Raw genomic sequence first — 24,211 nt, forward strand, 5'->3', positions numbered from 1 at the left:
ATATTGACATACGATTCTATGAAAAACTACTAAATATCTTTTCACACTTCACCACATATACATTAAAGTTAAGAATAAACTATTATAATTTAAAATAATCATTTAAGGGCTTTCATTAACATATACATATACATAGCTGGATAACATGTTTAGAAAAATATTCGTTTTATTACTTTTATCTGCAGTGACATCCTATGCCACAGTCACACTGACAAATAAAACTGAAAAATATGACCGCTTTACACTTTACTACTTTTATGATGAAAGCAGCACACTTGATATTAATGATATCGAGAAGATGGATTTTACACAGGTTATACCCAACCAGTTTTCTCAGGGTTATTATACAGGAACAGCATGGATAAAACTCAATGTGACCAACCATGGTGACAGTGAAGATTATGTGCTTTACTTTACAGAACCTTTTTGGTCCATGTTAGATCTCTATACAAAAAACAATGATGCATGGGATATACAGAAGAATGGTCTTAATGCAAGCCTTAAAGAAAGAAGTATTGAAGATTACAACCCATCCTATAAACTACATATCTCACCGGGTGAAAGTAAGACATATTATATAAAAGGTCAGACACATTCGGGACATATAGGGGAATTTAAGATATTCACGGAAGAAGAGTTTTTTAGACCCAACCGTATTGATATCACTGACATCTACATTATCTATGCGTGTATCTTATTCATCATAGTCCTGTTCAGTCTGTATAATCTGATCGTCATTAAAAATCGTATCTTTGCTTACTACATCGCATATATACTCTCCTTTATTGTTTTTATAGCGATGAAAAGTGGGTTTTACTTAGAGTTCGGTTTGTCTGGATGGAGTCAGGGTCTGCATGTTGTAGGTACGATCGTAGTATTGTTTCTGGTACTCTTCTCAGGCCGTTTTTTGGAATTACGAACACGTATGCCAATGATTAATAGGATCTTTAACGTATCGGCAGGTCTTTTTTTACTTTTTGCACTGCTCATATCACAAGATGTACCTTATGCCTGTTTAGCATTTAACCTTTATTCCTCACTGTTCTTTACCCTCCTCCTTGCAGTTGCAATCAAAGCCCTGTATCAAGGTCTGATAGGTGCCAGATACTATCTCATTGCCCTTATTATCTATATGCCTGCAATGGGCATGATGACTTTAACCTTTAACGGTCTATTGGACAATACAGACATACACAGATACGCTTTTCTTGCAGGTTCTTTTATAGAGATCCTCTTCTTTACACTGATATTGACTAACAAGTATAATGAACTGAATCTTCAGAAAATACACAGACAAAAGCAACTTTTAAAAGCACGAAAGAACAATGAAAAGTTTTTAGAAACCAAAATAGAGGAAAAAACAAGTGATCTTATTAAGATCAATAAACAATTGTTAAAGAAAACAGAAGAACTTGAGATCACAAAAGAGCAGTTAACCAGAGATATTCTTGAACGCACAGAAGCTGAAAAAGAAGTAGAAAAACAAAAAAATGTTTTACATCACCAGGCCAATCACGATTCACTTACGGGATTGCCCAACAGAGCACTGTTTAGCACTAGATTGAAGCAAGGGATCAAAAAAGCGAAGAAGAAAGAGAAAGGGTTGGCACTCTTTTTTATCGATTTGGATAAATTTAAAGAGATCAATGATTCATTGGGTCATGACGTAGGAGATAGAGTTTTAACAACAATCACGAACATATTGAAAAGTTCTATCCGTAAAGAAGATACACTTTCCCGTTTAGCCGGAGATGAATTTACCATCATCATGGAAGATGTGGTCTATTCAGAAGATGTATCTAAACTAGGACATGCCATTCTAAATATGTTTGCAGAACCCATACATGTTGACGAGCATCTATTATATATTACCTGCAGTATTGGTATCAGTCTTTATCCCCAAGATGCAGACAATGAAAAAGACCTTTTAAAGTATGCAGATACCGCAATGTACAGGGCAAAAGAGAGTGGACGCAACAATTTTCAGTTCTATCGACCCGAAATGACAACACATGCACTGGAACAAATGCATCTGAAAACCAGTCTACGTCAAGCGATCGACAATGAAGAGTTTATCATACACTATCAACCTCAGGTCGACATCGCTACCGATACATTGGTAGGGATCGAGGCTCTATTGCGATGGCAACATCCAGCGAAAGGTCTGCTGACACCTAAAAAATTTATTGCTTTGGCAGAAGAGACCGGTATGATACTCGAAATTGATGACTGGGTGATGCATACCACGATGAAACAGGTATCAAAATGGTATCATGACGGCTTAGACCCCGGTATACTCGCATTAAATATTTCGATGAGACAGTTAGAATCGCCTAATTTCATCCATAGAATCCAACATACTATGGATACCTATGGTTTTAAAGCAGAGTGGCTGGAATTGGAAATTACAGAAGGTCATATGATGAAAAATGCTATGGAGATCATCAATAAACTCAAACAGGTCAGCAAACTGGGCATCAATATTTCTATTGATGACTTCGGAACAGGATACTCTTCATTGTCCCTTTTAAAACGTCTACCTATCAACAGACTTAAGATCGATAAATCGTTTATTGAAGACATCCCTGAAGATGAAGAGGATATTGCTATTATTAAATCGATCATAGTGCTTGCAAGAAGTCTCAACCTTAAGGTCATAGCAGAAGGGGTAGAGACGATAGAACAGATCAATTTTCTAAAAAGTAAAAATTGTAAATATGTCCAGGGACACTACTATTTTTACCCTATGTCAGCAGATGAACTGCAAGAGATACTTTTAGACAATAATAGATAGCTCCTATTGAGAGCTTTATTGAAAATTGATTATTCTGCTTCTTTTTTCAACTTATCGTAAAAATAGTTGGTTGCCTGGACAAAACCGTCAACGCTTCCGCAGTCAAAACGTTTTCCTTTAAACTTGTAGGCTAAAACCATACCCTTTTTTGCATGATTTAGCAAAGCATCGGTAATTTGTAGTTCCCCATTTTTACCAGGTTCGGTCTCTTCAATGGTTCTAAAAATATCAGGGGTAAGTATGTATCGTCCAATGATCGCGAGATTCGAAGGAGCATCTTCAAGGTCCGGTTTTTCGACCATATCAGAGATCATAAATACATCATCTTGTATCTCTTTTCCATCAATTACACCATATTTGTATGTCTCTTCTTTAGGCACCTCTTGAATGGCCACAACACAACATTTGTATTTCTCATAGATCTTGACCAACTGGGCTAATACATTATCCCCTTCCTCATTTACACACAGATCATCTGCCAAGATCACGCCAAAAGGTTCATTTCCGATCAAAGGTTCACCTTTTAAAATAGCATGGCCCAGTCCCAACATCTCTTTTTGCCTGGTAAACGTAAAGGTACATTTATCCATCATATCGCGTGTACTTTTCAGTAGATCTTCTTTGGAACTTCCTTTGATTTGATGCTCCAATTCATACGAGATATCAAAATGTTCTACCAAAGCTCTCTTACCGCGACCCGTAATGATCGCCATGACATCCATACCGGCATCACTTGCTTCTTCTACCCCATACTGTATCAGTGGTTTGGTCAAGATGGGAAGCATCTCTTTAGGTGTTGCCTTGGTTGCCGGTAAAAACCGTGTACCATATCCGGCAGCCGGGAATAAACATTTTTTAATCATTTTCCTTTTCTCCTTCTTTTAATGGTTTCAACCACAATATCTCATATGGCTGCATGATAAATATTCCTTCTTCTATCTGTCGATGTGAAATAATATCCATCAATACACCCTCTTTATAGGGTGATATATCTACATCAATTTCTTTATTTTGAAAATTATGTAGGGCGATAAGAAATTCATTACTCTCTTGACTATAATGTGTTACAGCAAAGATCTCTTTACCCAGTGATAAAAATTCAAATTTAGCAAAAGGGTCAAAACAGGGTTCATGAATACGTATCGAAATGAGTTGTTTATAACGTTTAAACATATTATTACGCAGACTTCCTTCTTCACTCAGCTCATCTTTGATGTTATCAAAATTCAATCTTTCTCGATTAATGGCACGATTTCGTCTCGTTTTTCTTACTGCTTCATGATAATTCCTCGACCCTACAAGTGAATGAAAATAGATACCTGGAACCCCAGGCATTGCCAAAACAACAGCTTGCGAAAGTATCATACGTTTGAGTCGTAATGTATCATCCTCTTCAGGACTGGTTAAAATATCTATATAGCTACAGTTTAGCTCATAGGGAGATTTCTCCTCCCCACCTATACTCCGATAAGAGACCAATCCCCCATGTGCTTTGCAAGAGTTCACTAAGAAGTTCAACTCATCCTTATTAAGAATATTACTCACTGCCCTTACACCAATACCATCATGACTGGCTGTAAAATTAAAGAAACAGACCTTATCACTTGGGAGCCTTAAGGTCTTGGCCCATTCTGTCAACTGTGTGGTATTTCCCGCTAAAATTGAATATGCCAAAAGTGGCGGCAGTGCAAAGTTGTAAACCATATGTGCTTCATTATCCCCTTTTCCAAAATAGGAGATGTTTTCATCATGCGGGACATTGGTCTCTGTAATGATAATGATCTCAGGAGCCACAGCATGAATCACCTCCCGCATCAATTGTATCAGTTCATGGGTCTGAGGCAGATGCACACAGCTTGTACCTATCTCTTTCCATATAAAGGCAATAGCATCAAGTCTTAAAAGTGATGCACCCTTTTCTACGTAAAAAAGTAACACATCTAAAAGTTTTATCAATACCTTGTAATTCGCATAATTCAAATCCACTTGATCAAAACTGAACGTTGTCCAAATATGGCGTATGCCTCCTTCATCATCATTGAACTCCGTGAGTAGAGGTGTGGTACGAGGTCGTACTACAGCTGATAGATCGAGGGAAGGATCAAGTTCGGTAAAAAAGTTATAATATTCAGGATCATTGGCTAAAAATCTCTCAAACCAATGACTTAGCTGGCTCATGTGGTTAATTACCCCATCAAACATAAGACGGTGATTTTGATTCAGTGCTTTAATGTCTTTCCATGAACCTTTTAAAGGGCAGACGCCTTTATAATCGACAATTGAAAAACCATCATCACTCGAATAAGGGTAAAATGGCAAAATATGTACACTGTTAATGCAGTCTTTCACATACTCATTTAAAAACCGGTTAAGTGTTGCTAACGCCGTTTCCCCATCATGAAAAATCTGATCACCGTAGGTAATGAGTATCACATCTTTTTCACTCATTACATAGGGTTTTCTTTCAACTCTCTCTTGATACTCCTTGATCAGTACACTTACAGCATCATACGCCAAAGCAGCATCTTCTTTGGCATAGATAAATTCAAGAGAATTTTTAATAAGATCCAATCTTTCTTTACTATCTCTTTCTAACATGAGCTATTATCCTTATTGACAGTCTCTTTAAATCGTTCTGATATCTCTGGACATACAGAACGTATACTGGTCCATGCTGAGAGGGAAGGAACACCGAGAGGATTAGCAAGAAAACTTTCACACGCCTCTTTGAGTGCATGATCAAAAGTCTCAACAGCATCTATCTCTTTCTTCCTATCAAAATTCAACGCATTAAATTTAGCCACCGCATCATAGCGTCCAATGGCTTTTCGACTCTCATGAAAGAATGAGCTTCGCAGTGTAGTAAGCGACTCTTTGGAAAATGTCACCCCACGCTGCGCCATGACCCTGAAAATGGTTTGTGCAATATCTATGGCCATCTTTGCCACTCCACCTTCAAGTTCATGCGTAGGAATGTCTCCTGTGAGTTCCTGGTGTTTATGCTCATAACTCTCCATGATCTCTGTTTGACAAATACGTCGTACAGAGGTTTTATCATAAACTTCACTCAGTGTTGAGACTTCTAAACCCCAAGTAGGAGAAATACGGATCCCTCGTGCAAGTGTACGTGTAAAAGCAAATTCTCCTGAGAGTGCATACCTGAAACTGTCCATATAGTTTAAATAGTCACTCTCCCCATAGGTATTTTTAAGAGCCTTTATCAGCGGGGTATAAAAGAGTCTTGTTGCACGTCCATGCAACCTATCTGTAACACGTGAGTAGTAGCCTTTGTTAAATTCAAAATCCAATGCCGGGTGAATAATCGGGTAAAAAAGTCGTGCAGGAACTTCACGACTGTAATTTACAATGTCACAATCATGCAGGGCAAATGCAAAGGCATTTTTATCTGCAAGGGCATAGCCCAGCATCGTCCAGACATTTCGGCCCTTTCCTTTAATATTAATACTGCTAAACCCTAGGTCATCAAACTGATTGTAGAGTTTTTGAACGTTAGGGCCATCATTCCAAAGTACATCTACCCTCACATCAAGATTAGCCATAATAGCTTTAACATTTTCAAATTCTTCTTTCGTTGCCCTGTCTAAACCCAAAATGATCTTGTAAAGATATTTTACTCCTTTAAGTTCTTTGAGGATCTGTTTCATCGCAGGCGTTTCAAATTCAGAGTAAAGCGCAGGCAGGAGTAGCACCATATTGTGTCTTTTTGAGAACTTTTCTAACTCAGTCTCCATCTCTTCAAGCGTTCGATTTGAGAGGTATTGTAGTGTTGTTATCAGTCCGTTTTGAAAAAAATCTGCCATTGCTTTCCTTTATTTTTTTAATATGATGATAAAATCCATGACGTTCGTTCCTGTCGCACCTATGGTAAAGTCAGCATCCAACGCTTTGAAAAACGTGTAACTGTCACTGTTCTTTAAATAGGATTTTGGATCCAAGCCTTTTGTTTTCATTTTTTCATAGATATCTGCTTCTAAAAAGGCGCCTGTTGCAGGTGAATTTCCATCGATGCCGTCACTTCCTGCGATCAAAATTGAGATCTTGTCCGAGACCAATGCTTTATCCATTAGTCTGAGAGCCAACTCCTGATTGCGGCCTCCTTTACCGGTACCTTTGACTTCTGTGGTCGTCTCTCCACCAAAAAGCAGGCAAAATGAGTCATATTTCTTATCATACGCTTTTATTTTTTTCACGAGATATTTGGCAACTTCTTTCGAAGATCCGCTGAGAGTATTTGTGACTATTATGACCTTATCTACTTTGGGTTTGATATACTTTTTTGCCTCTTTTAATGCGATGGTATTGTTTCCTATGATATGATGAGGCATTTTGCCATTCATCATCGGAGCCGAACCGATAGTATTGAGGTCATCACCGATCACATCACTCAATACCAGAACCACCCCTTTTGCCTTCGTATAGTCAGCCAATTTGCCGCCTTTTATCTGGGAGATGGATTTTCGTACACTATTGAGTGTTTGGATATCTATACCCGAACCGAGCAATGCCGAGGATATTTTCTGAAAATTCTCTAAACTGATACCATCTATAGGCTTCTCGATCATGGCTGAAGCTCCACCTGAAAGACAAAAGATGAAAAAATCATCTTGACCCATTGTTTGCATCATATCGATCAGTTTCTCCGCCCCTTCAATGCTCTTTTGTGAAACTAGAGGGTGTGTTGAAGTATGGTGTTCAATAAAACTGCATGAACCTTTTTGATGTGAAATCGCAATCCCTCCTTGGATAAGAGAACCTAAGATCTTTTCTGCAGCCTTTGCCATATTCAATCCGGCTTTCCCCACGGAGAAGAGGTAGAGTTTGTTGATCTTTTTCAAAGGGTAGGCAGTGTTGCAAACGGTAAGATCTTTTTTATCCAGGGAGATATTGTTGCGAATGATCGCATCGGCTTTTACCGCTTCAAGGGCCTGATTGTAGATCTCTGTGAGTATTTTTTTATTAGACATATTTCAATACCATCTCATTCCAGCCTTTACTCCCTTGGTAGCTTGATTTTTCTATATGAGGTAAACCCGTTTCAAGGTAGCTTCCATCATGTGTTTGAATCAAAATAGGTATATCTACATGCTTTAGCATTTCAATGTCATTTTGGCTGTCTCCCAATGCCATGGAACGAACCTTATCTTGATACAACACTTCAAAAAGTTCTATGGTCTTGATCACTGCAATCCCCTTATCTTGGGATTCACCTATTAAATGATAAAACCGTCCGCCTTGCGTGATCTTTAATCCATATGTATGAGCCAACTTTTTCAATGCGTTTAATTTAGTCGCATCTTTAAGGATAAATGGTTCCGTGAAATCACGCTGTTTTGCAAGGAGAACATCACTCTGGCTCAATTCGGTTAAGTGTATAATTTGCTCATCAGACATATCGCTCAAGCCAACCATATCGAATGCTTCTTTATGGGCTCTATAGAACTCCAAAACTTTCGCATAAGATTCACCAAATACCATGACTCTCTTATCATCATAATGGCTTAGAAATGACAGATCAAACCCTTGATACCCCTCAGGGATGAAGAGAGCTGCACCATTTTCAACAATAAAAGGTTCTGAGATACCGACTTTTTCTTGCAGATATTCAACTTCAACTTTCGTTTTACTGGTAGTGAAAATAAGAGGGATCCCTTCTTCTTTGATCTTTTGCAGTGCCTCAAAAGACGCTTCAAATGAGTAATCATGGTAATTTAAAAAAGTACCGTCGAGATCGGTAAATATTAAACGTTTCATTTTCATACCCATACTATAACATATTAATGAAATATCATTTATAAATTATTGCATAATATATAAACAATTAAAAATTATTTTCATTATATAACTTTATTTAGAAACCATGCACACTGCTATAGATTGCTATGTTTCTATGATAAAGTGTACAGATGTATGCATACTAGCTGCTATTTTCACTTCTCACTATACGATCACAGTTCTTGCAGTTTACTCTTCAAAATAATTTTTCCTGCCTCTACACCCGGCTGATCATAGGTATTTACATCTATCAGTTCACCCACTAGAGAAGTGAGTAGTTCATAATAGAACATAAGAGAACCGATATTTGATTCTGTCACACTTTGAATGGTGAGCGTATCCAAAGGGATATTATTTTGGTCCAACAGTGCTTCGATCACAGAATCACATTGCATATTGATCAGTTTTGAAAAAGGAAGATTGTTTAAACTGTCAAGCATTTCCAAATGAGGCAGTGTGATATCAGGGATCGTGGTATTATCATGAAAATCTTCGATCTTTATAAAGGTGACTGATTTATCCCGGGTACCTTCCATGATCAGTTGTAAAAAAGAGTGTTGGTCTTTAGGACCGATCAGTCCGATAGGTGTAAGCCCTACATGAAAGGCACTGTTACGTTGGTGTTTTCCCAGACTCTCCCCCCAGAGTTGTACATACCATTGACAGAAGTATTTCAGTGTTTCTGAATAGGCAAATATACAGTTAATACTGTACCGTGCATGGTTTTCGGCATAATAGACAGCTTTTTCCAGAAGCATATCATAAACATACCCTCTATCAAAGAACCGTTCTTTGATCATTTGTGCACCTGTTAAGAGATCTTTGATATCGATCCCGCACAGTGCCAAAGGAACCAATCCTACCGTTGAAAGGACTGAAAACCTACCTCCCACATTATCGGGGAGATAGAGTACAGAAGCTTCTATCTCTATGGCATATTTTTCAAGCGGAGAATCAGGATCCGTAATAAAGGTATAAAAAGATGGATCTTTTTGTAAAGAATAGATATATTTATAGATAGAAAAAGTCTCTACCGTACTACCTGATTTGGAAATCACCAAAAAATGTGTTTTATTGATATCACATTTAGAGAGCAGTTCATTGATATTGATGGGGTCGGTACTCTCAAAAAAATAGACTTTTCTAGAGAGCTCCTTGACCGGTTTCATGAATTCATAAACTGCTTTGGCCCCTAAAGAACTTCCTCCTATCCCGATCACTGCGATGGTTTCTATACTTTCAGGGATCGTACTGCAATACTCAAGTATGGGGCCAATGTCCTGATCCGGCAACGTATAATAGCCTATCGTCTTTTGTTCTTCTACAATAGCGTCAAATGCTTTTTCTTCTGCTCTTTTACTGATAGAACTAAAATAGAGTTTATTTTTTATCATGTTATTTTTCTCCTTTGATGACCTGTATCGCTTCTCTGCAAAGCTGTGTGATCTGTTTAAAGTTTTTTTCTTTCACTGCCTGCTTGGGGACGATCCAGCTTCCTCCTGCACAGAGTACATTTTCAAGTGCGAGAAAATCATTGATATTCTCAAGATTCACGCCTCCCGTTGGGCAAAATCTCATACTCGAAAACGGTCCGCTAAATGCCTTAAGTATCTCAACGCCTCCTGCAAGTGTTGCCGGGAAAAGTTTACAATGTTCAAAACCGTTATTTTTTGCAAGCATCACTTCTGAAGCCGTTGCTACCCCCGGGATCAATGCAACATTCAATGCTTTTGAAGTCTGCATCAAATCTTCACTGATACCCGGACTGAAGACAAACTCGGCACCATGGGCCACTGCATTTTCAAACTCTCTGCTATTGAGTACGGTTCCTGCACCCACATGCATCTGCGGCAGTGCTTTTGAGATAGCCTCTATAGACCCAAGCCCTGCATCCGTACGCAGCGTGATCTCCATGATTGAGATTCCCCCTTCAAGCAAAGCTTCTGCCAATGGCAGGGCATCTTCAATATGTTCCAATGCGATCACCGGAACGATCGGTGAGATCTGCATCACTTCTTTGGCTGTCATTCGCGCTCCTTACCTGGAATATCAAAGAGACTGGCACCCTCTTCGGCCATACCGACACTCTGACGCACAGCGACAAAAAGCTCTCTGCCGAACCCATGAGTATTGGCACTATGATCTGGTCTGACAACCGTACGTGCCTGTAACTCTCTATCGTCAACCAAAAGCATGATCTCTCCTTTTTTCGCATCAAAACGGATCATATCGCCTGTTTGAACCTTTGCCAACATCCCTCCATCAAGTGCTTCAGGAGAGAAGTGAATGGCAGATGGTACTTTACCCGATGCACCCGACATACGTCCATCTGTGATAATAGCCACTTTATACCCCTTGTCCTGAAGTGCTCCAAGCGGCGGCATCAGTCCATGTAACTCCGGCATCCCGTTCGCCTTTGGCCCCTGATAACGCACAACAGCGATAAAGTCTTTTTCCAGTTCCCCCTGATGAAATGCATCCTGTAAAGCCTCCTGGGATTCAAAGACGATCGCCGGTGCCTCGATAAAAAACTGTTCAGACTTCAATGCAGAGGTTTTGATGACACTGCGTCCAAGGTTTCCATTAAGAAGTTTCAGTCCCCCCTCTTCACTAAAAGGTGTTTGTATACTTGAGATCACCTCTTCATTAAGTGAAACCCTTGGACCCGGTTCAAAAGTCAAAGTATCTTTTGTCATACAAGGTTCAGCAATATAGGCATCCAATCCTCTACCTACGATCGTCTCCACATCATTATGCACAAGTCCCGCATCAAGCAGTTGTGAGATCACGACACTCATCCCCCCTGCCTCTCTGAAATGATTCACATCTGCCTGTCCGTTCGGGTACATTTTACACAGCAGAGGTGTAACCTTGGATATCTCATCAAAATCATCCCAATTAAGTATGATCCCTGCCGCTCTTGCCATCGCGATCAGGTGGATCGTGTGATTCGTAGAGCCGCCCGTCGCCATCAGACCAACAATGGCATTGACAAAACTCTTTTCATCAATGATCTCTGCAATAGGTTTGTATCTTCCTTTTAACTCTGTCATCTTAACAACCGTTTTTGCAGCATATGCGGTCAATGCTTCCCGTAAAGGGGTGTTCGTATTGACAAAAGAACTGTTTGGAAGCTGCAATCCCATCATCTCAAGTAACATCTGGTTGGAGTTTGCCGTACCGTAGAAAGTACAGGTACCACTACTGTGATAGGAAGCGGATTCTACTTTAAGCAGTGCTTCTTCGCTCACTTTGCCCTGGGCGTAATCCTGACGTACTTTTGCTTTTTGTGCATTGCTGATACCCGAAGGCATAGGACCTGCAGGTACAAATACCCCGGGAAGATGGCCAAAGGCCAAAGCACCGATAAATAGTCCCGGAACGATCTTGTCACACACACCAAGATAGAGTGCACCGTCATACACATTATGCGAAAGTGCTATAGCTGTTCCCATGGCAATATTATCACGACTGAAGAGACTCAACTCCATACCTGGCTGTGACTGTGTCACCCCGTCACACATTGCAGGTACACCGCCTGCAACCTGCGCGGTGGCACCCAGATCCATCAATGTACGTTTGATCAAAGGAGGATAGAGTTTATACGGTTCATGTGCCGAGAGCATATCGTTATAGGCTGTGACGATAGCGATATTGGGACTTTCCGACCCCGAAAGCGATGTTTTTTCACCCACTTCCATCGGTGCCATAGCATGCGCTAGATTACTGCATCCCAATTTGTTACGGTTGACACCATGTCCTTTGGCTGAAGCAATTCTATCCAGGTAAATGGCTCTGCTCTCTAAAGAGCGTTTGCGAATTCTCTCTGTTACATTTTGTATAACTTCATTCATCGGTAAAATACCTCTATCTCTTTAATCTCTTGGTTCAATACACTGCGTATAGGCATCGCATAGATATCTTCTCCTCCGATCGCTTCTTCATAGACAGCGATCTTCTCTTTGCCTTCAAAATGAAGATAGATATGTTTGGCACTCAAGATCGCATGAAGGGTCAAACTCATCCGAGTATAAGGTGCAGTATTGGGTTCGATCGAGATGCAAAAATCTGGATTTTTCAGATCAAAAGCCTCTTCAAGTTTGATATTCTCCGGGAAAAGAGATGCTGTATGTGCATCAGTACCCATACCCAGGATGAGTACATCAAAAGGATAAAGCAACTCTTTCATCTTTCTTGAACACTCCTTTTGCGCCGTATAGATATCTCTCTCTTCGCTATACATCCCTATAAAATGCGCATCGGCTGCCTCTTCCTGAAGCAGATATTTCTTGACAAAATGTTCATTGCTCTCTTCTTTGGAAACATCGATCCATCGTTCATCACAAAGACCGACCGATACTTTATCCCAGTCCAATGCTGCTTTTCTGAGTTTTTTAAACAGTGGTTTTGGTGTACTTCCCCCTGAAACGATCAAAGAAGCGTTTCCTTTTTCCTCAATCGCTTTTTGAAGATTTGCCACTATACTTTGACTTAATGACTCTATCAGTGCTTCTTGTTCACTAAAAGTATGTACGGTTCTACTCATCATGCCAGCTCCTACCGCTTCTTGCAATCAGCTGTACAGCAGCGCTCGGTCCGTCCGTTCCTGCGTTGTAACTTTTCATAGGAACCATATCTTCTGCCCAGCCATCCAGGATCACATCTGCCCATTTCCATGCAGCTTCTACTTCATCCAAACGCATAAAGAGCGTCGGGTTCGCACGGATCACATCTAAAAGCAAACGCTCATAGGCATCCGGTTTATGGGCTACTTTTAAAGGGGTATTAAGCTCGAGTTCCACAGGTTTTAACATCATCTGTTCGCTCAGACCCGGTACTTTATTCATCAACTGTAGATGGATACTCTCTTTAGGCTGCAGTGCTATTACAAGTTTATTTTCTGAAATACATTTGCCCTGGTTGGCAAAAATGGAGTGCGGTACCCCTTTAAAATGTATCACGATCTCAGAATTCCGACGTCTCATACGTTTACCGCTTCTCAGATAAAAAGGTACACCGTTCCAACGCCAGTTATCAATATCGACACGTAGTGCCGCAAAGGTTTCAGTGGTACTCTCTTCCATACCCTCACCCTCAAGATAACCCGGTACAGGCATACCCTCACTGGACCCTTTGGCATATTGAGCACGTACGGTTTTTTGTTCGATATCCGCAGGTGACATCGTACGAAGCGAACGGAGTACTTTCACCTTCTCATCACGTACACTGTCAGCATCAAGTGAGCAAGGAGGCTCCATTGCTACCAGACAAAGCAGCTGCATCAAGTGATTCTGCACCATGTCACGCATCGCACCATAATCATCATAATATCCCCAGCGTCCTTCAACACCGACACTCTCGGCGACAGTGATCTGTACATGATCAATATGGTTTGAATTCCACAACGGCATGAAAAATCGATTTGAAAAACGAAGCGCCATGATATTTTGTACGGTATCTTTACCCAGATAGTGATCGATACGGTAGATCTGCGACTCTTCAAAATACTTCAGTACTTCAACATTGATCACACGAGAAGATTCAAGATCTCTTCCTATGGGTTTTTCAAGTACGACCCTGCTTTGCGGTGTGACAAGTTCAAGCTCGCTCATGGACCTGCAGATCGTACCGAAAAAGTCAGGAGCGGTCGAAAGGTAGTTCACTCTCTCTCTTTCAGGGTACTCATCCAATAACTCTTTAAGACCCCGATAGCTCTCTAAAATATCGAACTCGATAGTGACCACATGCAGTTGAGCCCTGAAATACTCGAATTTTTCCTCATCAAACGCATCATCTGACAAAAACTCTTTCAGTTTGGACTTCACCAGATCGCAATGTTCATCATTGCTCATAGGGACCCTGGTCGCTGTGATGATACGACTTTGCTCATCCAGGTAGCCACTGTTGCTCAAATGGTACAATGCAGGCATCAACTTCCTGAATGCCAGGTCTCCATGCCCACCAAAAATTGTAATATCGCATAAACTTTCCATTGCATCCATTTGATCCACCTTCCTTTCACGCGCTTCGTAAAATCATTGTTCTATCAAATTCCAGTCATTCAGCCATCTTTTTATTATAACACTTTATTATCTATCAACCATTATAACCCAATATGAACTATAGGTGATCATTAGGATGCCTATATTTTATGCAATTACTATTTCAAAACGATAACCTTTTAAAGTCTGTCACGTGCATAATAGGCAGCCCCCAGCAGTGCGGTTTCGGGATTTAAAGAGATCTTCACCTGCATCGCCTGTAACATTTCATTAAAACGGCCTTTGCTTAAGAATCCGTTCATAAAATGGTTGTTAGAGAGTACAGAGAGGATCTTAGGGGCTATACCGCCACCGATATATACCCCGCCAAGCGACATACTTTTTAAAGCAAGATTCCCTGCTTCAGCACCATAGATCTCCGCAAAAAGTCTCAATGCCTCCATACAAAGCGGATTATATTCTTTCAATGCACATTCGCTCACCATGGCACTTTTGTCTTTGCCTTCAGGTATGTTCAACATCGATGTAGGCTGTGCAGCAAAATCAATTTCCGCTAAAAATTCATACAGTGTATAGATACCTGGACCGGAAAGTATCCGTTCAAAACTTACATGTCCCGGATAGCGGTTACGCATCCATTTCAGCAGTGTATCCTGCTGCAGTGTCAAAGGTGCAAAATCACAATGCCCTCCTTCTGAACCGATAGGATAATAGACGTTCCCGTCATAATAGAGCATCGCTTCTCCCAGACCCGTTCCCGCAGCGATCACAGCGCGATTTCCATCCACTTTCCGACCTTTGGGATTAAGGTCTACAAATTCATCATCAGGCACATAGAGCATACCATAAGCTGTAGCTTCAAGATCATTCAGCAGACGTACTTTTTCAATGCCTAAATGTGCCTGTAGCTCAGCTGTTGCAATATCCCAGGGTAAGTTTGTCGTACGGCAACGCCCGTCAATCACTGGACCTGCGATACCAAAACATGCTGCATCGATAGAGGGCAGTGAACTCTTTTGCATAAAGAGCGTGATCACCTCATTGAGACTGCTGAATTCTCTACTGGGGAACTGATGCTGTGCGACCACACTCAATACATTATCTCTAAGTTCAAAGATTGCAAGATTCGTTTTTGTGCCACCAATATCTCCTGCCAATATCATACTTACTCCTTATACTGTAAGATCATGCAAAGAATCTTGCGGTGACAGCAAGAACATAAAGGCTTCCAAAAATGCCTTGTCTGTCTCTACAGGTGATCGTTGATAAAATGCTTTCCAAGCTTCTGAACGCTGCTCATTGTAATGCTTTGAAGCACTGTTCTTCTCCCATGATATACGTACCGCATGACCTATGAGTACATCCATAATGAGGTCATCTTCAAGATGCAAATCAGGGTTTTCCCTAAAGAGTCTTGCCAGGCTCTCGATCAGTTCGATATTCAACTGACGGTAATCAGGGGCATCGATGCTCTGTAAAAGTGCATCGATCTTCAAAGCAAAGCTCTGTTCACCTGCAGTTGATTCCAAAGTGAGTTCCGAACCGATCCTGTTTTGTACATTGTATTTATCTCCAATGACCAAGCCGCTGCACTGTCGCAGCAGATACCATATATCTTTATAGAAAACAGGAGAAAGCGGACCTACCATACCCCTTTGCTGTCTCCAATGCTGCCAGTCAGTGACTTCTCTGAACTCCGAAACTCTCGGACCTATCTTGATCGATTCAAAAGAAGGTCTAACTCTTGCATGTAGGTTTTCCTGAACAAGGAAGAGTGAAACCTCTCTTTTAAATGTTTTCAGTACTCTGTACAGACGCTCATAGATCGTGTGTGGTGCCAGACTGATCAACTTTTCATAAGCATCAGCCATATGCAGGTTCTCCTCCCTGCTTATCTGTCCTACAAGTAACTGAATAAAATACCAGGTTCTGATCGTCAGCATATTTTCAAACAGTTCGGGTTCATTTCTGATCATATATCCAAGATGCAAAATGATCTCCTGTGTCAGGACACTCTCTGCTGTGTTATTACCGCAGAACTCTATGATCGTTTTCACGATATCTATACTTTCATGCGGTTTTGAGAACGTCGCTTTTCCACTATATGCCCGTCCTACTGCCAGGCGCTTTTGACGTATCACGATATCAAGAAGTACATCTTCGATACGATCATCATATTTTTCTGTCAGATCAGCGATACGCCGTACCAGATTCCACTCATGACACACCGTTGCAGATTCATAAAGATCCTGAGCGACCTGCGACAATGTGATACTGCCTTCCTCCCTATGAAATTCAAAATCTGCACCCTTTCGTCGCCATAGTTCTTCAAGGACACAGGTCTTATATAATCGGTTTTTCTCACCCAACAGTATCTCTATCAGTAGAGCATCATCCTGAGCTCCAAGATACTCTATCTCCTCTGGACTCAAGCGTATCGCATCGGTCTCATTTTCCTTGGAACAGAGGCGTAATCGATCATCCTTTGAGACAATGTCTGCATCCTGCAAGGTAAAACCGTGAATGTGATCTATACGTTCCATACACGCTTGCCCCAGTAACCTCTTCAATGGCCCTGTCTGTATAGCAACAGTACCGCTCTGCTCTTTTTGTATATTCTCCAACAGTTCAACCAGTGCCTCACGTTCTCTAGCTGAGAACATCGATTCACGAACGAAAAAAGGTATAACAGGCTGACCTTTTACATCCCACTGCACAGCAAGGAATCTTAAGGATGCCCGAAAATGTTCTACCAACAATATATTATCCGCCGAAAAATAAAATCCGTGCGGGTTGAAATAATAAGGGAGAAAGATTATCTCTTCGCCTTCATAGACGTGTACCCTTGCCGTTGTCATAGTTCTTGCGACCATCAACTCCCTACCGCTTAAAGAGAGTTTTTTATTTTGACCCAGGAACGTATGGAGCATAGAGAGCTGATCGGCATGGATGATCCGTACGGGTTTGATCTCCTCTATCGTTTCGCTTTCAAAACCAAGTGCTGCCAATTTTTCTTTCACCGATCTATTTTCTGCGATCACCGGCACCAAAGGTTTTACACTGAAACGGTGTCCGATACGCTTATGGCGTTTTAGAGGATCTATATCTTCCGGGTCCAGAAGACCGTCAAGCATCATATCGGAGAGCATATAGAGACTTTGGGCCCATACCAGAGGTATATTTTCATTGGCAACACGCATCTGACTTCCAGGATCCTCTTTTTCTGCATCGATACTTTCTTTAGGAACGATATAGAGTTCAGGCAAGAGTTTTTTCCCCTCCTGTTCGACAAAAAGCGGTTGCAGTTTATGCCTCCAGTGCTCGACCTCTTCATTCTCACCACGTATCAATGCATCAAGGAGCAGATAGGTGAAAAACAGGGGCCATTCCGATTCAATATGTTCAAATTCACGTAACTCCGAAGGTTCGTAGTGTAAGCGACTTGCATCCTCGATACTGCTTTGATGGCCATCGAGTAAAAAACGTTTACATCCGTAATTTCCTGCAAGCTTTTTGATGATCTTATCACGTGTACGTTTCACCAATTCTATATCTTCGACCGCATAGGCAGGATATCCTATGATACTCAGCAGTGCGGCATCCGTCTCTTTGGAATTGGATTCTCTAGGCAGCAGTCCCTGCAGTGTGAAACGAGAACGGGCGATATCGCTGGGGATCACATGGATTACAGCCTCATGGTTTGGTATATCAGCAAAAAGGTTAAAACCGTCCAAGGCTTCAAGTGCTGCTTTTGCCATACCTACGGAACTGCCATTGACCTCAGTATTTCCGTGATTGATCTTATTTCCGCGCTCCCAGATACCATAATCAGGAGTACAATAGGTATGGCTGATATAGTGCACCATATTTTGTACAAAATCAACTTCATCCATCGTGTAGACTATATGTAGTCCCGAAGCTGTCATTTGCGCGACCATCAATAAAAAAAGAGAGCTTGCATCAAGCTGTAAATGCCCCCATTCGTCATCTCCGACCACGGCCAAGCCTGTTTTTGTACCGTACTTCGCATGCAGTGCATCTATAGGGTTGTGTGTTTTTTTGAAGACTTCGATCCTGTCTGACTGTCTCATCATGGCCGTGAGCAGACCCCGCATCAATTTCACCACACTTTGGCTTAAAAGATAGGTGCGATGATGCTCAGGATCGAATTTTCTATAGGCAAGTGCAAGGCCCCATACACTCAAAATGCTGTAGACATTGTCTCGTACCCAGGCATCGGTATAATCCCCATGGGCATTGACCGCTGTACTTGCAGGCAATAAGCCGGTGATAGGATCCTGGCGTGATAGAATGATCTGATCTACAAGATCAAAATGCTTTTTAAGAGAAGACTCAAGTGACTCTACATGCATGTTTTACCTTTGAAGTGTAAATTCTACCTACATAGTATATAGATCCATTATAATCAAATAATCATAGGATGTATAGAGTATATTGCGTCAATTTTAATCAATAGTACTATAGCGTCTGTAGTTCAACAGATGTTATACTGTCATAAATGCAATAACAATAACATCTAAAAAAGGTTACTCATGAGTCTTCATCCAAATGCCGGCCAACTCGCACCAAAGTCTATACTGATAAACATCCCGAAGTTGATCAGTGAGTATTATACGCAAACACCTGATGTCCATAATGGAGCACATCGTATCAGTTTCGGAACTTCCGGGCACCGTGGTTCTTCATTGCGTAAAAACTTTAACGAGATGCATATTCTTGCTGTCACACAAGCGGTCTGTGACTACCGTATAAAAGCAGGTATTGAAGGAAAACTCTTTATGGGTATGGATACCCATGCTCTCTCTTATCCGGCACAACTCACTGCCATTGAAGTCTTGGCAGCCAACGGTGTCGACCTCTACATTGCCAAAGAGTTTGGCTACACACCGACACCTGTCATATCCCATGCTATTTTGACACACAATGCAAAAGGCGGAGCGCTCTGTGACGGGATCGTGATCACACCCTCACATAACCCGCCTACAGATGGAGGATTTAAATACAACCCTCCCCATGGCGGACCGGCAGATACCGATGTCACGGACTGGATCGAAGCCAGAGCCAATGAAATTCTGAAAAATGATCTGCAGGATGTCAAGAAATTACCCCTTGAAGAGGCGTTACATGCAGAGAATGTCACCCAATATGACTATGTCACCCCTTATGTAGAGGATCTTGAAAATGTGATAGATATGGATGCCATTGCTTCATCGGGCATTCTCATCGGTGCAGATGCCATGGGTGGCTCGGGTATGGCATACTATGCTGCGATCAAAGCACGATACGGACTCAACATGGAAGTATTTAACGATACATTGGATTCTACCTTCTCTTTTATGCACTGTGACAAGGATGGGAAGATCCGTATGGATTGTTCTTCCCCTTATGCGATGGCAGGACTGGTCGCTCTCAAAGAAAAGTATGATATTGCCTTTGGAAACGATACAGATTTTGACCGTCACGGTATTGTTACCCAAAGTGTCGGCCTGATGAACCCCAACCACTACCTCAGTGTCGCTATCAACTATCTGGCACAAAACCGACCAGAGTGGAAAAGTGATCTGGGTATAGGAAAAACGCTGGTAAGCAGCTCTATGATCGACCGTGTTGCCAATGACCTGCAAAAAAAAGTGATCGAAGTACCCGTCGGATTCAAATGGTTCGTTGACGGTCTGATCAACGGCTCCATCTTCTTCGGCGGAGAAGAGAGTGCCGGTGCAAGCTTTTTACGTAAAGACGGTTCGGTGTGGAGTACCGACAAGGACGGCATCATCATGACTCTTCTGGCTGCTGAAATACTGGCAGTGACAGGAAAAGATCCCGGTGTACATTATCAAGAGTTGACCAAAAAATTCGGGGCGCCTATCTATGCCCGTATTGATGCACCTGCGGACGCGCAGCAGAGAAGTATCCTTAAAAAACTCTCTCCGGCTGACGTCAAGGAAAATGTGCTTTCCGGCGAGCCTATCGAAGCTATCTTGACCAATGCCTCTGGTAATGGCGCTGCCATAGGTGGATTGAAAGTCGTAGCAAAGAACGGATGGTTTGCACTCCGTCCATCAGGAACGGAACCGATCTATAAGATCTATGCAGAGAGTTTCATCGATGAAGCACACCTCAAACAGATACAAGAAGAAGCGCAGGCAATGGTCAGCAAACTCTTTTAAGTACTTCTATCACGTACCTACACTTCATAATACTCTTTTCAGATAGATCACTCCCAAAGGCGGTAGTGTCAGGGTGACGGAGTATTCGCGTCCGTGCATCGGCTCTTTGAGCGCTTGAAGCGATAATGGATTGCCGATATTCCACCCTTCATACTCACTACACTGAGAGTTAAAGAGCTCGACATACTCACCATCATAGGGCACACCGATCCTATAGTTCTCCCATGTCTCATCTGCAAAGTTACATGCGACATAGACCGTCTCATCAGGAAGATCACTTTTACGCATAAAACTGATGCAGTTATGCTGATAGTCACCGTCATCGATCCATTCAAAACCGATATGCTTTTCATCATGCTGGTATAAAGCACGCTCATTTCTATAGAGCAGATTCAGATCACTGAGCATCTTTTGCAGGTTGGCATGGTAGGGATCTTCAAGAAGATGCCAATCAATGCTCTCCTCAAAATTCCATTCACTGTACTGAGCGATATCTCCTCCCATAAAAAGAAGTTTTTTTCCCGGATGTGCCATCATATAGGCATACATGGCACGTAGATTAGCAAACTTCTGATTGGTGTCACCGGGCATCTTGTTAATCAGGGAACCTTTCATATGTACCACTTCATCATGGCTCAAAGGCAGCATAAAATGCTCATCAAACGCATACCATAGGCTGAACGTGAGCTGATGGTGATGATGCTGACGGTGGATAGGATCAAAGCTCATGTACTTGAGGGTATCATGCATCCAACCCATATTCCATTTAAATCCAAATCCCAGTCCCCCGATACTCGTAGGCCGTGTGACCATAGGCCATGCCGTGGACTCTTCAGCGATCATCATGATATCAGAGAATTCACCATAGAGACTCTCATTGAGTTTACGCAGGAATGCCACCGCTTCAAGGTTTTCATTTCCCCCGTTGACATTGGGTGTCCACTCCCCCTCTTTTCTGGCATAGTTCAGATAGAGCATGGAAGCCACCGCATCCACACGTATCCCGTCAATGTGGTATTTGTCGAGCCAGAACATCGCAGAGGAGATAAGAAATGATTTGACCTCATTACGTCCATAGTTGAAGATATAACTTCCCCATTCAGGGTGAAAACCCTTTTGCGGGTCCTCATGTTCATAGAGTGCCGTACCGTCAAAGTTGACAAGCCCGTGCATATCCACGGCAAAATGGGAAGGCACCCAGTCCATAATGACGCCAAACCCGTTCTGATGCAGCACATCGATAAGATACATCAGATCCTGCGGTTCACCAAACCGTGCCGTAGCAGAAAAATACCCCGTCACCTGATACCCCCATGAACCAAAATAGGGATACTCAGTCAAAGGCATGAACTCCACATGGGTATAATGCATCTGTTTGAGATAGGCCAGAAGTTCTACGGCCAATTCTCTGTAAGTCAGGTAGCGGTTCTCTTCTTCTACTTTCCGTTTCCATGAACCAAGGTGCATTTCATACACACTGACCGGGCTGTCATGTGCATTGCATTTATGGCGTGCTTTCATCCACGCTTCATCTTGCCACTCAAACCCTTCAACACTCCAGATACGGGAGGCTGACTTGGAAGGTTTCTCTGAGAAAAAGGCAAAAGGATCGCTCTTGTCATGGACAATATGATGAAACCTTGAGACGATATGGTACTTATATGTCAACCCCTGCTCCACACCTTCGATAAATCCTTCCCAGATACCAGAGTCATCTTCCCGTAGTTTAAGGGGGTGTCTGTCGGCTGCATAGTCATTAAAGTCACCACGTACACTCACACTCTGTGCATTGGGTGCCCACACAGCAAAGTGCACACCATCCACGCCTTCAATCTGCATGGTATGTGCACCGAACTTTTCATAGAGTTTCGTATGGTTTCCCTCTTTGAAGAGGTAGATATCAAGATCACTCAATGTTGATACATTGTACTGCATGTCATGTGTCATATATGCTCCTTGCTTTTCATTCGCCCCTGAATGATATGACGATAGAGGTCTCCATAAGCATGTGCTGCGACTTCCCAGTTAAAACGCTTTAACATCGCGTTATGCTGGAGTTGTTCAAAATCCGATCTCTCATGATACCATGTATCGACTGCCCACTGTACTGTTCCTATTAGTGCTTCAGGTGTGGCGTTGTAAAACTTGAACCCTGTGCCACTCTGATCTGCACTGTTATAGTTCTCTATGGTATCATCCAGCCCTCCAGTTGCATGCACGATTGGCAGGGTACCATAACGCAGACTGTAGATCTGATTGAGCCCGCATGGTTCAAAAAGCGAAGGCATAAGGAACATATCACTGCCTGCTTCGATCAGATGGGCAAGATCATTGCGGTATCCAATGTAACAGGCGAATTTTTCAGGATACTTGGATGCGCATTCCAAGAAAAAATGCTCTGCCCACTTCTCTCCTGTTCCCAACAGTACGATCTGGATATCCAGTTTCATCAGCGCTTCCATCGCAGCTGAGAGCAAGGTAATACCTTTTTGTTCCACCAGACGGCCGACCAGACCTATGAGCGGGACTTCGTTTGACTGCGGAAGAGCGAACTCTTTTTGCAAAGCTGTTTTACAAAGAGCTTTCCCCGAGAGATCATCAATATCATAGGTTGCAGAGATGAAGCTATCTACTGCCGGACTCCACTCTTCATAATCTATCCCGTTGAGTATACCATAGAGCTTATACGCCTTTGCATCGATGAGCCTGTCCAGTCCCCACCCGAACTCCGGTGTACGTATCTCATGGGCATACTTCTGACTTACTGCATTGACGGCATCCGCATGTACAATACCCCCTTTAAGCAGATTGATGCCGTCAAACTCTTCAAGTTCATCTGCGTTAAAGTGCTCCCATCCTACACCCAACACATCCATTGCACCTTTGTAAAATTTACCCTGGTGCTGCATATTATGGATAGTCAAAAGTGTGCCTGTGTATCTGAAATCCGGATCAAAAGCATAAGTGGTGTTGAGCAAGACCGGTATGGCTGCCGTATGCCAGTCATTGGTATGGATCACATCTGGTTTGAAATGTACCTTTTTGGCTAACTGCATGACAGCTTTGGAGAAGAAGATAAAGCGGTTGTCATTGTCTTCATAGCCTTGACCCTCTTCATCGTATAATCCCTTTCGTCCAAAAAAAGCTTCATGCTCTATGAAGTAAATAGGTACATCACTTCCAGGCAGAACCCCTTCATATACAGCTGCCCATGCTTCATCCATACTTCCCATGGGAACCCCCAGAGAACCTTCAAGTGCTTTCAATCCATATTTTTCTTTATCTACAATATAATAACGGGGCATCACCACACGGACATCATGTCCCAAGGCCCGAAGTGCTTTGGGGAGTGCTCCGGATACATCTGCCAGACCGCCGCTCTTAGCAAAAGGTACTACTTCGGAAGCTGCTAGTAAGATATTGAATTTATCCAC

The 24,211-nt window shown here is 42.1% G+C and carries 16 protein-coding genes; 2 read left to right on the plus strand and 14 right to left on the minus strand.

The features are described from left to right. The first annotated feature begins 145 nt into the window (after positions 1 to 145). Positions 146 to 2,794 (plus strand): EAL domain-containing protein, encoded by a 2,649-nt coding sequence (locus MN086_RS06135; protein ID WP_248575136.1) that lies wholly within the window; start codon positions 146 to 148, stop codon positions 2,792 to 2,794. 29 nt (positions 2,795 to 2,823) lie between these two features. On the opposite strand, the gene galU is transcribed toward MN086_RS06135, so the two are convergent. The 12 genes from galU to MN086_RS06195 all read right to left on the minus strand — a co-directional run bounded on the left by galU (position 2,824) and on the right by MN086_RS06195 (position 18,962). Then, positions 2,824 to 3,657, minus strand: a complete 834-nt coding sequence (galU, locus tag MN086_RS06140) for a UTP--glucose-1-phosphate uridylyltransferase GalU (protein ID WP_248575137.1) — start codon at positions 3,655 to 3,657, stop codon at positions 2,824 to 2,826. Further along, the gene (locus tag MN086_RS06145) at positions 3,650 to 5,392 is read right to left on the minus strand and encodes a sugar phosphorylase (protein WP_248575138.1); all 1,743 of its coding nucleotides are present in this window, start codon (positions 5,390 to 5,392) and stop codon (positions 3,650 to 3,652) included. Before MN086_RS06145 ends, galU begins: the two co-directional genes overlap by 8 nt. After that, positions 5,386 to 6,615: a glycosyl transferase gene (locus MN086_RS06150; protein WP_248575139.1), complete on the minus strand. Its 1,230-nt coding sequence runs from the start codon at positions 6,613 to 6,615 to the stop codon at positions 5,386 to 5,388. The genes MN086_RS06145 and MN086_RS06150 overlap by 7 nt, the downstream gene beginning before the upstream one ends. 9 nt (positions 6,616 to 6,624) lie before the next feature. Continuing rightward, positions 6,625 to 7,779, minus strand: coding sequence for a glycerate kinase (locus MN086_RS06155; RefSeq protein ID WP_248575140.1), 1,155 nt, complete (start codon positions 7,777 to 7,779; stop codon positions 6,625 to 6,627). After that, the gene (locus MN086_RS06160) at positions 7,772 to 8,572 is read right to left on the minus strand and encodes a mannosyl-3-phosphoglycerate phosphatase (RefSeq protein ID WP_248575141.1); all 801 of its coding nucleotides are present in this window, start codon (positions 8,570 to 8,572) and stop codon (positions 7,772 to 7,774) included. The genes MN086_RS06155 and MN086_RS06160 overlap by 8 nt, the downstream gene beginning before the upstream one ends. Positions 8,573 to 8,760: 188 nt before the next feature. Then, positions 8,761 to 9,981: a glucose-6-phosphate isomerase gene (locus MN086_RS06165; RefSeq protein WP_371875201.1), complete on the minus strand. Its 1,221-nt coding sequence runs from the start codon at positions 9,979 to 9,981 to the stop codon at positions 8,761 to 8,763. Position 9,982: 1 nt separating this feature from the next. Next, entirely contained in the window at positions 9,983 to 10,615 is a 633-nt protein-coding gene (eda, locus tag MN086_RS06170; protein WP_248575142.1) for a bifunctional 4-hydroxy-2-oxoglutarate aldolase/2-dehydro-3-deoxy-phosphogluconate aldolase, read from the minus strand. After that, positions 10,612 to 12,441, minus strand: a complete 1,830-nt coding sequence (gene edd, locus MN086_RS06175; protein WP_248575143.1) for a phosphogluconate dehydratase — start codon at positions 12,439 to 12,441, stop codon at positions 10,612 to 10,614. The genes eda and edd overlap by 4 nt, the downstream gene beginning before the upstream one ends. Further along, positions 12,438 to 13,136, minus strand: coding sequence for a 6-phosphogluconolactonase (gene pgl, locus MN086_RS06180; protein ID WP_248575144.1), 699 nt, complete (start codon positions 13,134 to 13,136; stop codon positions 12,438 to 12,440). Before pgl ends, edd begins: the two co-directional genes overlap by 4 nt. Beyond that, the gene (gene zwf, locus MN086_RS06185; RefSeq protein ID WP_248575145.1) at positions 13,126 to 14,589 is read right to left on the minus strand and encodes a glucose-6-phosphate dehydrogenase; all 1,464 of its coding nucleotides are present in this window, start codon (positions 14,587 to 14,589) and stop codon (positions 13,126 to 13,128) included. Before zwf ends, pgl begins: the two co-directional genes overlap by 11 nt. A 179-nt stretch (positions 14,590 to 14,768) precedes the next feature. After that, positions 14,769 to 15,752: a glucokinase gene (gene glk, locus MN086_RS06190; RefSeq protein WP_248575146.1), complete on the minus strand. Its 984-nt coding sequence runs from the start codon at positions 15,750 to 15,752 to the stop codon at positions 14,769 to 14,771. A 9-nt stretch (positions 15,753 to 15,761) separates the two neighbouring features. Next, positions 15,762 to 18,962 carry a glycoside hydrolase family 15 protein gene (locus MN086_RS06195; protein WP_248575147.1) on the minus strand — a complete coding sequence of 1,067 codons (3,201 nt, stop codon included), beginning with the start codon at positions 18,960 to 18,962 and terminating at the stop codon, positions 15,762 to 15,764. A 180-nt stretch (positions 18,963 to 19,142) separates the two neighbouring features. Here MN086_RS06195 and pgm point away from each other — a divergent pair, with 180 nt between their 5' ends. After that, positions 19,143 to 20,777 carry a phosphoglucomutase (alpha-D-glucose-1,6-bisphosphate-dependent) gene (gene pgm, locus MN086_RS06200; protein WP_248575148.1) on the plus strand — a complete coding sequence of 545 codons (1,635 nt, stop codon included), beginning with the start codon at positions 19,143 to 19,145 and terminating at the stop codon, positions 20,775 to 20,777. Between the two features lie 24 nt (positions 20,778 to 20,801). On the opposite strand, the gene glgB is transcribed toward pgm, so the two are convergent. Continuing rightward, the gene (gene glgB, locus MN086_RS06205) at positions 20,802 to 22,724 is read right to left on the minus strand and encodes a 1,4-alpha-glucan branching protein GlgB (protein WP_248575149.1); all 1,923 of its coding nucleotides are present in this window, start codon (positions 22,722 to 22,724) and stop codon (positions 20,802 to 20,804) included. Beyond that, a complete protein-coding gene (gene glgA, locus MN086_RS06210; protein ID WP_248575150.1) occupies positions 22,721 to 24,211 on the minus strand; it encodes a glycogen synthase GlgA in 1,491 nt (496 codons plus the stop codon). The genes glgB and glgA overlap by 4 nt, the downstream gene beginning before the upstream one ends.

Source organism: Sulfurovum sp. XGS-02, from assembly GCF_023213175.1.
Lineage (GTDB): Bacteria > Campylobacterota > Campylobacteria > Campylobacterales > Sulfurovaceae > Sulfurovum.